This window comes from Dickeya fangzhongdai (genome assembly GCF_002812485.1).
In the GTDB taxonomy this organism is placed as follows: domain Bacteria; phylum Pseudomonadota; class Gammaproteobacteria; order Enterobacterales; family Enterobacteriaceae; genus Dickeya; species Dickeya fangzhongdai.
Window position 1 is genome coordinate 985,928 of sequence record NZ_CP025003.1, and the last position, 11,726, is coordinate 997,653.

Annotated in this window: 10 protein-coding genes and 1 riboswitch; of the genes, 4 read left to right on the forward strand and 6 right to left on the reverse strand. The window is 57.1% G+C overall.

Annotated features, from left to right (window positions below):
- Nucleotides 1-270: 270 nt before the first annotated feature.
- Nucleotides 271-1,239: a cysteine synthase A gene (gene cysK / locus CVE23_RS04640; protein WP_038917961.1), complete on the reverse strand. Its 969-nt coding sequence runs from the start codon at nt 1,237-1,239 to the stop codon at nt 271-273.
- 158 nt (nt 1,240-1,397) lie between these two features.
- Nucleotides 1,398-2,168 carry a sulfate transporter CysZ gene (gene cysZ, locus CVE23_RS04645; RefSeq protein ID WP_100848993.1) on the reverse strand — a complete coding sequence of 257 codons (771 nt, stop codon included), beginning with the start codon at nt 2,166-2,168 and terminating at the stop codon, nt 1,398-1,400.
- A gap of 222 nt (nt 2,169-2,390) precedes the next feature.
- On the opposite strand from cysZ, the gene zipA reads away from it, so the two are divergent.
- Both zipA and yjeH read left to right on the forward strand, forming a co-directional pair.
- Nucleotides 2,391-3,326, forward strand: coding sequence for a cell division protein ZipA (gene zipA, locus CVE23_RS04650; RefSeq protein ID WP_100848994.1), 936 nt, complete (start codon nt 2,391-2,393; stop codon nt 3,324-3,326).
- A 163-nt stretch (nt 3,327-3,489) separates the two neighbouring features.
- Complete coding sequence (yjeH, locus tag CVE23_RS04655; RefSeq protein ID WP_049842635.1) at nt 3,490-4,743, forward strand: L-methionine/branched-chain amino acid transporter; 1,254 nt, start codon at nt 3,490-3,492, stop codon at nt 4,741-4,743.
- Nucleotides 4,744-4,789: 46 nt separating this feature from the next.
- On the opposite strand, the gene ubiK is transcribed toward yjeH, so the two are convergent.
- A complete protein-coding gene (gene ubiK / locus CVE23_RS04660) occupies nt 4,790-5,074 on the reverse strand; it encodes a ubiquinone biosynthesis accessory factor UbiK (RefSeq protein ID WP_038917964.1) in 285 nt (94 codons plus the stop codon).
- A 159-nt stretch (nt 5,075-5,233) separates the two neighbouring features.
- Nucleotides 5,234-5,395: riboswitch (FMN riboswitch) on the forward strand.
- A gap of 126 nt (nt 5,396-5,521) precedes the next feature.
- On the opposite strand from ubiK, the gene ribB reads away from it, so the two are divergent.
- Entirely contained in the window at nt 5,522-6,175 is a 654-nt protein-coding gene (gene ribB / locus CVE23_RS04665) for a 3,4-dihydroxy-2-butanone-4-phosphate synthase (RefSeq protein ID WP_038661818.1), read from the forward strand.
- A gap of 76 nt (nt 6,176-6,251) precedes the next feature.
- Here ribB and tehB read toward each other — a convergent pair whose 3' ends face one another.
- The 3 genes from tehB to norV all read right to left on the reverse strand — a co-directional run bounded on the left by tehB (nt 6,252) and on the right by norV (nt 10,036).
- On the reverse strand, nt 6,252-7,115 hold the full coding sequence (gene tehB, locus CVE23_RS04670; protein WP_038917966.1) for an SAM-dependent methyltransferase TehB: 864 nt from the start codon (nt 7,113-7,115) through the stop codon (nt 6,252-6,254).
- Between the two features lie 241 nt (nt 7,116-7,356).
- On the reverse strand, nt 7,357-8,526 hold the full coding sequence (gene norW / locus CVE23_RS04675) for an NADH:flavorubredoxin reductase NorW (protein ID WP_100848995.1): 1,170 nt from the start codon (nt 8,524-8,526) through the stop codon (nt 7,357-7,359).
- Nucleotides 8,527-8,551: 25 nt separating this feature from the next.
- A complete protein-coding gene (gene norV / locus CVE23_RS04680; protein ID WP_100848996.1) occupies nt 8,552-10,036 on the reverse strand; it encodes an anaerobic nitric oxide reductase flavorubredoxin in 1,485 nt (494 codons plus the stop codon).
- A 161-nt stretch (nt 10,037-10,197) separates the two neighbouring features.
- Here norV and norR point away from each other — a divergent pair, with 161 nt between their 5' ends.
- Nucleotides 10,198-11,724: a nitric oxide reductase transcriptional regulator NorR gene (gene norR / locus CVE23_RS04685; RefSeq protein WP_100848997.1), complete on the forward strand. Its 1,527-nt coding sequence runs from the start codon at nt 10,198-10,200 to the stop codon at nt 11,722-11,724.
- The last annotated feature ends 2 nt before the right edge of the window (nt 11,725-11,726 follow it).

An 11,726-nucleotide genomic window follows, 5' to 3' on the forward strand; every position in this document is an offset into this window, starting at 1 on the left:
ATGGCCCCGTGTTGTTGATCCTGCGATTGATGAAGCGTCCGGCCGTGCTGCTCCATGTCGCTGGAATGATATCCGTATGTGGGGGCCTCGACGGATATTAATTTCACGCATCAAAATAATTGTTCGGTTAAATACTAAACCTGACCGTGAAAAGCAATGTGTAAGTAACAGAAAGTTTGAACTCGGCCACAAAAAAGCACCCCGCAGGGTGCTTTTTTAACTTTTAAATCACATTTTCGGCCAGGGGAAACTTATTCGACTAGGAGAAACTTACTGCTGCAGTTCCTGTTCGGTGAACAGATCGGCAAACAACGCCGTACTGAGGTAACGTTCGCCGGAAGAGGGCAGGATCACCACGATGGTTTTGTTGGCGAATTCCTCCTCCTTCAGCAGGTTCAGAGCGGCCGCTACCGCTGCGCCCGAAGAGATACCCGCCAGAATGCCTTCTTCTTCCATCAGACGACGCGCGGTGTGGATAGCGTCTTCGTTGGTGACGCGCTCAACGCGATCGACCAGCTTCAGATCCAGGTTGGCGGGAATGAAACCGGCGCCGATCCCCTGGATCTTGTGCGGGCCGGGTTTGATTTCTTCGCCGGCCAGTGCCTGGGTGATGACCGGAGAGTCGGTTGGCTCAACGGCAACAGAGATGATGGCTTTACCCTTGGTGTTCTTGAGGTAACGGCTAACGCCGGTCAGCGTGCCGCCGGTGCCCACGCCGGCAATAAAGACGTCGACTTCGCCGTCGGTGTCTTCCCAGATTTCCGGGCCGGTGGTTTTTTCGTGAATTTCCGGGTTGGCCGGGTTACTGAACTGCTGCAGCAGCAGGTAGCGTTGCGGGTCGCTGGCCACGATTTCTTCGGCTTTGGCAATCGCGCCTTTCATGCCTTTGGCGCCTTCGGTCAGCACCAGATTGGCGCCCAGCGCCTTGAGCAGCTTGCGACGTTCGATACTCATGGTTTCCGGCATGGTCAGCGTCAGTTTATAACCACGCGCCGCCGCCACATACGCCAGTGCAATACCGGTATTACCGCTGGTCGGTTCTACGAGTTCGATGCCGGGTTTCAGCACGCCACGCTTTTCGGCATCCCAAATCAGGTTGGCGCCGATGCGGCATTTTACGCTGAAGCTCGGGTTACGTGACTCCACCTTAGCCAGAATACGCCCATTGCCGATGCGATTCAGACGAACCAGCGGCGTATGGCCGATAGTGAAAGAATTGTCTTCGTAGATCTTACTCATAGCCCGTCCTTAATAACTGTATGAAATTTTTGCGAACCTTAGAGAGAATACTCGTTCGGGACAGCCAGTGAAGTAAAGAATCGCTATATCGATATGTTCTGAAGAAATATATTTTCATCAATATCCAGTTATAGAACAGGTTACTGTCGCCGTCTTGATCAGGACCGATGCAGCGTAGCGGAAAGATGACGGTAACGATCCACCCACAAGGCCGTAGCGCCGCAGACGGCTACCGGCATGATCAACAAATTCAACAAGGGCACCATGGTGCACAGGCTGACCAGCGCGCCAAACTGCAGATTGGTCAGCTTGTTCTGCCGCAGCGCCTGGCGCATGGCTGAAAAACCGACTTTGTGGTTGTCGAACGGGTAATCGCAATACTGAATCGCCAGCATCCAGGCGCCAAACAGGAACCACACCACCGGCACCACCGTCTGGCCGATGCCGGGCACGAAATACAGCAACAGCAACACCAGCACCCGCGGTAAATAATAGGCCAGTTTTTGAATTTCGCGCCGCATGATGCGGGGAACGTCTTTGGCGATATCGAGGATGCCGCTGGCCGGCAGCGGCTGACCGGTCAGCCGTGCTTCCAGTTGTTCCGCCAGCAGGCCGTTGAACGGCGCGGCAATCAGGTTGGTGATAGTGCTGAAGAAATAGCTGAACACCAGCAGCACGGAGAGGGTCACCAGCGGCCAGAGCAGGTAGCTCAGCCACTGCAGCCAATCCGGCACATGGGTCATCAATTGCGGTATCCAGGTGCCGAGTTGGCGGAACAACCACCAGAAGGCGCCGCCCATCAGCAGGATATTAACCAGCATGGGAAGAATGACAAAACGGCGGATGCCGGGCAGTGAGAGAAGTTGCCAGCCTTTCAGAAAGTAATGCAGGCCGCTGTGTTTGGGATCAAGGTGTTGCGTATAAGACATGGTGCTGTTCTCACCCTATGATATGCAGGTTACGGCATCATATCGGGATGATTTTCAGCTGGCTAGTTGCGATTTGCATGAAAAAACGGCAAAAAAATGCCCGCTGTCGATCTTTATTATCATAAACTAGCGCCCAGACTTGCACTTGGGTACACAGGCAAATACAGTTAGAGGTATGTGTATTTGCCGTAGTGGCAACGTATTGGAATAACTGGGATAGCAATGATGCAGGACCTGCGTCTGATCTTGATTGTTGTTGGCGCGATCGCAATTATAGCACTGTTACTGCACGGTCTTTGGACAAGCCGTAAGGAACGCTCGTCCCTTTTCCGCGATCGTCCGGTAAAACGCCTGAAGCCAAAGCGTGATGACGCCCCGCTGGAAGAGCTTGACGAAGGGGTCGGCGAGGTGCGGGTAACGCATTCCCGCGGCCAGCAGAATCCTTCGTCCGGCAACTATGCGCCTTCGGGCGAGCGTTCAGCGCCGTCCTTCGGGCAGGAACCGGCGGCCTATGATCCATTGCTGGATGACGTCGAGCCGCAAGCGCCGTTGCGTCAACCCGTTCAGCCTGCGGCGCCGCGCGCCGAGCCTCAGTCCGCTCCCCAGTATCAGCAACCGCAGCCGGTATCCGAATCGGCTGCGCGCATTGTCGACGAAACCACGCCGGAAACGTATGACCGGCAACCCGAGCCGGCGGCGCCTGAAGCGCCTGCGACCGCACAACATGAATCGCAGCAGGAGGCCGTGCTGGTGCTGCATGTGGCGGCTCATCAGGGCGGCGTGATCGGCGGCGAATTGTTGTTGCAAAGCGTATTGCAGTCCGGTTTCCAGTTCGGCGAAATGAACATTTTCCATCGTCACGTCAACCCTGCAGGCAGCGGCCCGGTGCTGTTCAGCCTGGCCAACATGGTCAAACCCGGTTCTTTCAACGTAGAAGCGATGTCCGAGTTCACTACGCCGGGCGTGTCGATTTTCATGATGGTGCCGTCTTACGGCGACGCCAGCCAGAATTTCAAGCTGATGCTGCAGTCGGCTCAGCGTATCGCTGATGACGTGGGCGGCGTGGTGCTGGACGATGAGCGTCGTCTGGTGACGCCGCAGAAAGTGGAAGCCTATAAAGCTCGTATTCGTGCGGTACTCAAGGCTAATGGCGAATAACGTTCAGGGCGAATAACGGCGAATGTGTTGTTAATTCTTATACTTTTCAGAAGCCTCCGTCCGCGGGGGCTTTTTACTTTCATCGTGAGCGTCCTGGCGGCGTTCACGTTCAGTGTGTCGGCGCAGGGCGAGATGCGCGCCGGCCGGCGACAAGGTGCAGACAGTGGGCGGCAGTAATACGTTAAAACAGGAATTGGGGCTGGTTCAGGGCATCGGGTTGTTGTCGACCTCGTTGCTGGGGACCGGCGTGTTTGCCGTACCCGCACTGGTGGCGGAGCAGGCGCGGGGCGATAGCCTGTGGGCCTGGCCGCTGCTGATTGCGCTGGTGTTTCCGATTGCCATCGCTTTTGCGTCGCTTGGCCGGCACTTTCCGAATGCCGGCGGCGCGGCGCACTTTGTTCGGCTGGCGTTTGGCCCGCGACTAGCCAGGGTCACCGGTTGGTTGTTCTTGTCCGTCATCCCGGTCGGTTTGCCTGCGGCGATGCAAATCGCGGCCGGTTTCTGGCAGGCGGCCTTTGGCCTCAATGCCGGCGGTTTGCTGCTGGTGCAATTGCTGACGCTGGCCGTGATTTGGCTGCTGGGAATGCGTAGTGCCGGCTCCAGCGCCACGGTACAGACGCTGATTGCGCTGCTGGTGGTCTTGCTGGTGGCGGCGATCTGGTGGCAGGGTCGGATTACGCCGTCCCAGATTTCGTGGCCTGCGCTGGCGGACATTAATGGAGCGAAGATGCTGGATGCGCTGGCGGTGATGTTCTGGTGCTTCGTCGGGCTGGAAGCCTTTGCCCATCTGGCGACGGAGTTCAAATCGCCCGAACGGGATTTTCCTCGAGCGTTGCTGATCGGCATGCTGCTGGCGGGCGCCGTTTACTGGGGATGTACTGTCGCGGTGCTGCATTTCGGGGCTTATGGCCCTCATCAGGCGGCTACCGCATCTTTGCCCAGTATTGTGGTGCGTTTGTTCGGCGATCATGCCTTGTGGCTGGCCTGCATCGTGGGTTATCTCGCCTGTTTCGCCAGTGTGAATATCTATACTCAGGGTTTTGCCCGGCTGGTGTGGTCACAGGCGCCTGAAGAAAGCCGTCTGGCCCAGCTATCGGCATCGCGTACGCCGGTGAATGCGTTGTCGCTGGTGGTGGCTTGCTGTTTGATCTGCTGTCTGATCATTTACTGGCTGAACCTGCCGCTGTCCGAACTGATTGTTTACGCCAACGGCATTTTCATTTTGATTTATCTGCTGTGCATGCTGGCGGGCTGGCGTCTGTTGCGCGGGCGTTCCCGCGTAATGGCGATCATCGGCAGCGTCCTGTGCGCGGCGCTGTTGCTGACGCTCGGCTGGAAGTCGTTGTATGCGTTGGGGATGCTGGCGGCGCTATGGCTGATGCTGCCGGCCAGGCGCGAGGCGGTGACGGCTGACTGAAAGCAGACAGGGCGGCAAGCCCTGTCTGGCGTCGCGCCGGCGGGAATTATTGCGGATCGGCTGGCGACTGTTGCGTCGGTTCGTTGCCGGCGGCTTTTGCTTCCAGCGCGCTCAGACGCTGTTCCAGCAGTGCCAGTTTCTCGCGGGTTCGCAGCAATACCTGGGTTTGCACGTCAAACTCTTCGCGGCTGACCAAATCCAGCTTGCCCAGCTGTGATTGCAGAATCTGACGGATTTTCTTCTCTACATCCTCGCCAAATTCCCGGATGCCTTTCGGCATGGATTCCTGCACCTGACGGGCAATCTGCTCTAACTTTTTCGGGTCAATCATGACGCTTTCCTGAACTGTTTGACGAATGGCGAATATAACCCAAGTGTAATGCCAGACTAGCGTTGTATAAACAAAAAGTGATTTTCATACGATGAATTTTGCGATCCATAAGCGGGGTTAGAGATTGCCCGTCCCTCCAGTTAGCGCTATAGTAATCCTGCTTATTCTCAGGGCGGGGCGTAATTCCCCACCGGCGGTAAACCAGTTTGCGCCATCAGGCCGGCTGGAAGCCCGCGAGCGCTCAGACGATATCGTTTGAGGTCAGCAGATCCGGTGTAATTCCGGGGCCGACGGTAATAGTCCGGATGGGAGAGAGTAACGGTTTCTGACAGGTTTGCGCCTGCACGCGTTATTTTTGCGTTTTTGCCGCTGTTTTTCAGTGCAAAAACGACTCCTCAAGTTCGCCCTGATTCTGGTAATCCATATTAATAATGAGGTTTTTTTACCATGAATCAGACTTTACTTTCCGAATTTGGTACTCCCGCTGAACGTGTTGAACGTGCGCTGGATGCGTTGCGTCACGGCCGTGGCGTGATGGTGTTGGACGATGAAGACAGGGAAAACGAAGGTGACATGATTTTCCCGGCCGAAACCATGACCGTTGAACAGATGGCGCTGACCATTCGTCACGGCAGCGGCATCGTGTGCCTGTGCCTCACCGAAGAACGCCGTCAAAAGCTGGAGCTGCCGATGATGGTGGAACACAACTCCAGCCATTATCAGACTGCGTTCACCGTCACGATTGAAGCCGCCGAAGGCGTTACCACCGGCGTATCCGCCGCTGACCGTCTGACCACGGTTCGCGCGGCGACTGCCGATGATGCTCGCCCGAGCGACCTGAACCGTCCCGGTCATGTGTTCCCGCTGCGCGCGCAGCCGGGCGGCGTGCTGGCGCGCGGCGGTCATACCGAAGCCACTGTGGATTTGATGCGTCTGGCTGGGTTCAAACCGTTCGGCGTGCTGTGCGAACTGACCAATGACGATGGCTCTATGGCCCGCGCGCCGGAAGTGATCGCATTTGCGAAACAGCACGATATGCCGGTACTGACCATTGAGGATTTGGTGGCCTACCGTCAGGCGGCTGAGCGTAAAGCCAGCTGATTATCAGACGGCGCGCCGTCGACTCTTCTTCCTGCAGGGCCGGTTTTCCGGCCCTGATTTTTTTCAGGCGTCAGGTTCAGGCTGGTTTCCGCGCCAGCAGTGTGGCAAAGCGCAGTTTGATGCGGTTACCGTTGGCGTCGGTTTTGTGCAGTTCTCCCACATCCTCGTTGTATTTCACGATTTCCCAGTCACGGTAATAGTCGTGCAACTCGTTGTGCCCGAAGGTGAACGAGAACGGCATCGGGCAGGGGAAGTCGTCGGTGGACATGGCGGCGACGATCAGGTTATAGCCCCCGGCGACGGTGTGCTCCTGCATATTGCTGATAATCGCCGGGATGCGCGCTCGTTCCAGAAACATGAACACCACTGTCGACAGGATGAAATCGTACTGGTGACGAATATCGGCCTGATTGATGTCGTGGACGAACGCCTCAATCCGGCTGAGCGGCTCATCAGCGATGATGCTATTGAGCTTATCAATGCTCATGACGTTCTTGTCGCAGGCGGTGACGTCAAACCCTTTCAGGTTCAGGTAGAGCGCGTTGCGCCCGCCGCCACAGCCCAGATCCAGCGCTTTTCCCGGCTGCACATGACGCACAGCGTTGATCACTTCCGAGTGGGTGCGCGTCAGCTCATATTTTTTGTGGTAATAGTCTTCTGCCGTGCAGTAAAACCCCAACTGGCATTCCAGATCGTCTGAAAACGAGACGATGCGATGCCAGCACTGCGGTTCAATGTAGGGCGGCTGCTGTTGTGGCGAGAAGTGGAAGCGTTCTTTGGTGTCGCCCTGTTCTGTCAGCAGGTCGAAAGTCAGCTCGCCTTTTAAAATATGTAGCTTTGCCCAGGTGCCTTCTTTGGTGTTGTGTTTTTCCTGGAATGCCGCTGGCAGCGTGCTGCTGTTCCATACCGGCATGTGTTTATAGCAAATCAGTTCTTGCATAAAGACCTCGTGCGTCCGCGTATCCCGCTATATCCGTCATACTTCACGTTGCAGATGCGTTGGCGGCGTTCAAACCGGCGTAAGCCGATTTGCCACTCACCCAGTCGCCGCCTTTCTGCAACTCGAATTGTTTGGGGGACATTCTATTAATCACGCAATGGTGTGACCAGAAATATGTATTATAAATACATGAAATAACGCTGCTGCCTGCATGGTGCCGTTGCTATCGACATGATGCGGCTCATGATGACAATTGCCGTAACAGCGGAAAGGCTTCTTTCATGCGATCGCCCCCCACGACGAACCCCCGCAACTGCTCTCCCACCACACCTTTTGCCACCATCCCGCCATGATCCGCGACGAGGTGCCAGACCAGTTCCGGGTTCTGCGTTTCGCCAGCCAGCTGTAATGGAAACAACGGGGTTTTCACTTTAATCAGCATCGCGGGCAGGGTGAGGGAACCGTTCCCTTCCGGCACATGCTTGACCGCGCTATTACCGGTGCTGGCTGCGATAATGCTGTTGGCTGCGATACTGGCGGTCAACTGAATCGGTTGTAAAAAGGGCAGCAGCTTGCCGTTGATTTCAGCGCAGTCTCCCAGCGCGTAAATATGCGGATCAGAGCTACGCAGCTGGCTGTCGGTCACGATGCCGCGATTAACCGCCAGTCCGGCGGCAGCGGCCAGCGAGGTATTGGCGCGCAATCCGATGGCGGAGATCACTTCGTCGACTTCCAGCGTGCGCCCGGACATCAACGTGACTTTCAGGCCAGCGTCGGTTTTTTCCAGTTGCTGAAGTCCGGTATTGAGCATCAGTTCCACGCCTTGTTGCAGCAAGGCGGCTTGCAGCCGGGCGCTGATTTCGACGGGCAGCAACGCAGAAAGAAGGTGCGATGCCCGATCCACCAGGGTGATCTGCTTACCGGCCAGCGCCATATCCATCGCCAGTTCGCTGCCGATCAAACCCGCTCCCAGTATCAGAATGCGGGTTGCCTGCGTCAGGCGCGCTTCCGCCCGGCGATACTCCTGCTGACTGTTGAGCGTCAGCATCCACTGATGGCCGGGAATCGGCGGTATCACGGCGCTGGCGCCCGTCGCCAGCACCAGCGTGTGGTAATCGTAGCGCCGGGTATCGCACATGACCTGCCTCCGTCCGGCATCAATGCCGGTGACGGGGGTGTGCGCCAACAGCGTAATCCGCTGTTCTTCGGCAAATTGCGCCGCGCTCATGCGCGTCAGATCGTCGGCGCGGCGATGCTGACTGAGCACATGGCTCAGTTCCGGCTTGTTGTACTCGTCGCCGCTGTCGGCGGTGATCAGGCGAATCGGGCGTTGGGCATCCTGCTTACGCAGGTTTTTAATCAGCTGCCGGGCGGCGAAACCCGCCCCGATAACAATGATTTCGTCAGACATGGCCGTTCCTTATTAATGGATAGGATTAAATATGGATAGGATTAAACACGTCTTTGCCTAAGCCGCATTCGGGGCACAGGAAGCTGTCGGGCACATCAGACCAGGGCGTGCCCGGCGTGACGTCCTGCATGGGTTCGCCGATGGCGGGGTCGTAAATCCACTGGCATACGCTGCACTGCATCCGGTTGCTATCTTGCGCTGCTGACGTGCCGTTGCAGGCGCAGGTCGATGCCGCCGCCATGAGCGCCGGTGTTTCCGCCATCTCAGCCGTTTGGGGGGCTTCGATAGCGGCGGCGGGCGATACGGTTAACGGATGCAAGGCCCACTGCCGGGCAATTTCACGGCCATGTTCCCGGCAGATTGCCAGCGCAGACCCGTCCGGACGCCACTTGGTTTTCAGCGACAGCGTGGTCTCAAAGCCGGCATCCATCAGCCGGGTCTGGATACGGTCAACCGCGCCGCCGTTCCAGCCGTAACTGCCAAAGGCGGAGGCTTTCTTATTCTGGAAACGCAGACCGGTGATTTCCTCCAGCATGGCGGCTACTTTTGGCATCATTACGTTATTCATGGTGGAAGAACCGACCAGCACGCCTTTGGAGCGGAAGACCTGCGTCAGAATTTCGTTTTTATCGTGGCGGGCCACATTGTAGATTTTTACGGCGACACCCGGATCGACATCGTGGATGCCTTGCGCGATGGCGTCAGCCATCATGCGGGTGTTGTTGGACATGGTGTCGTAGAACAGCGTGATGCGATCTTCCTGATAGCTGTCGGCCCACCGCAAATAGTGATGAATAATCTGCGCCGGGTCGTCGCGCCACACCACACCGTGGGAGGTGGCGATCATCGACAGCGGCAGGTTAAACCCCAGCACTTCGTTGATCTTGGCGGTGACCAGACGGCTGAACGGCGTCAGGATATTGGCGAAATAACGCTGGCATTGTTCAAACAGTTCACCCTGATCGACCTCATCGTTGAACAGATGCTCATCGCAGTAATGCTGGCCGAAAGCGTCATTGCTGAACAGGACTGCGTCGCCGCTCAGGTAGGTCATCATGCTGTCCGGCCAGTGCAGCATCGGGGTTTCGATGAATACCAGCTGCTTGCCATTGCCGATATCCAGCGAATCGCCGGTTTTGACGGTGTGGAAATGCCATTCCGGGTGATGGTGATGGCCGGTAATGGAGTCGATGGCGTTATGGGTGCAGTAGATCGGCGTATCGGGGATGTGGGACATCAGTTCGCTCAGCGCCCCGGCGTGATCTTCTTCGGCATGGTTGATGACGATGTAGTCGATCTGCGCCAGATCGATCTCCGCCATCAGGTTCTGGACGAAATCACGGCTGAACTTGTGGTCAACGGTGTCGATCAGCACCGTTTTTTCTTCCCGGATCAGGTAGCTGTTATAGCTGCTGCCTTTCAGCGTTTTGTATTCGGTTCCGTGGAAGTCGCGCACTTCCCAATCCCGTTGCCCGACCCAGTGAATATTATTCTTAACATGAATAGACATCGTAACACTCCATTAGCGTATTTAAGGTGGATACGATGTGATTGCACGAGCCGTGCCAGATTTTATTTATTTGATTTTTAAGTACTTTAAAAATAAACATTGTCATTATGACAATGACTGAGTAATGTCTTTTTGACACTTATTTGTGAAAAAGACACACCATGCCGCTATCGATAGATTCCTTTGCGCACATTGCCATTGAACTGCAACAAGGGCTTTCAACCCGGGACCGTTTTCAGCGCCTGCTCAACGGCTTGCGCCAGCTGTTATGCTGCGATGCGGCAGCGTTGCTGCGTTATGAAAGCCAGCTGTTGCGTCCGCTGGCGACCGATGGACTGGCGCCGGACGTGCTGGGGCGACGTTTCCGGTTATCCGAGCATCCCCGGCTGGAGGCGATAGCCCGGGCGGGCGACGTGGTGCGTTTCCCGGCGGACAGCCAGCTTCCGGATCCTTACGATGGCCTGATTCCCGGCCAGGAAGCGTTGAAGGTCCATGCCTGCGTTGGTCTGCCGCTGTTTGCTCACCACACGTTGATCGGCGTGCTGACCATTGATGGTATGGATCCCCACCAGTTCGATCATTTCAGCGATGAAGAACTGCGGCTGATTGGCGCGATGGCGGCCGTTGCCTTGAGCAATGCGTTGCTGATGGAGCAACTGGAACGGCAAACGCTGGCGCCGCTGCCAGACGCCGCTCCCATGACGGAGGCGAATGCTGACGAGATGGTGGGATTGTCTGCGCCCATGCAGCAGTTGAAAAAAGAAGTGGCTATCGTGGCCGACAGCGATCTTAACGTGCTGATCATGGGGGAAACCGGGGTCGGCAAGGAGCTGGTGGCGCGGGCCATCCATCAGGGGTCGCGGCGTGCGGACCGTCCGCTGGTGTATCTGAACTGTGCCGCGCTGCCGGAGTCGGTGGCGGAAAGCGAGCTGTTTGGTCACGTGAAAGGGGCGTTTACCGGCGCGATCCATCATCGTACCGGTAAGTTCGAACTGGCGGACAACGGTACGCTGTTTCTGGATGAAATTGGCGAGTTGTCGCTGACGTTACAGGCCAAGCTGCTGCGGGTATTGCAGTACGGCGATTTGCAGCGCGTAGGCGACGACAGTAGCCTGAAAGTGGATGTGCGCGTGCTGGCGGCCACCAACCGGGATTTAAAACAGTCGGTGCAGGAAGGCGCTTTTCGCGCCGATCTATTCCATCGCCTGAGCGTGTTTCCGCTGTCGGTGCCGCCGCTGCGGGCGCGCGGTCAGGATATTGCCTTGCTGGCCGGGTTTTTCTGCGAGCGCAGCCGGGCCCGGCTGGGGTTGCAGCGTCTGGCGTTGTCGCCGGAAGCGACCCATTTGCTGACGTGTTATCCGTGGCCGGGGAATGTGCGCGAGCTGGAACATGTGATCTACCGGGCGACCATTGTGGCGCGGGCCGGTGGGGCGACCGGCGATCTGACATTGCGCCCGGAACATTTGAATCTGGACGGCGTTTTGCCTGACGGGCCTCGCCCGGCCGCCGTCGATACCGTGCCGCCGTGGCGCGGCATCAGCCTGCGGGACGCGACGGAGCATTATCAGCGGCAGGTGATTAGCGACACGCTGGCGCGACATCAGGGCAACTGGTCGTCCTGCGCCCGCGAACTGGCGGTGGATAGCGGCAACCTGCACCGAATGGCAAAACGGTTGGGAATAAAATAACA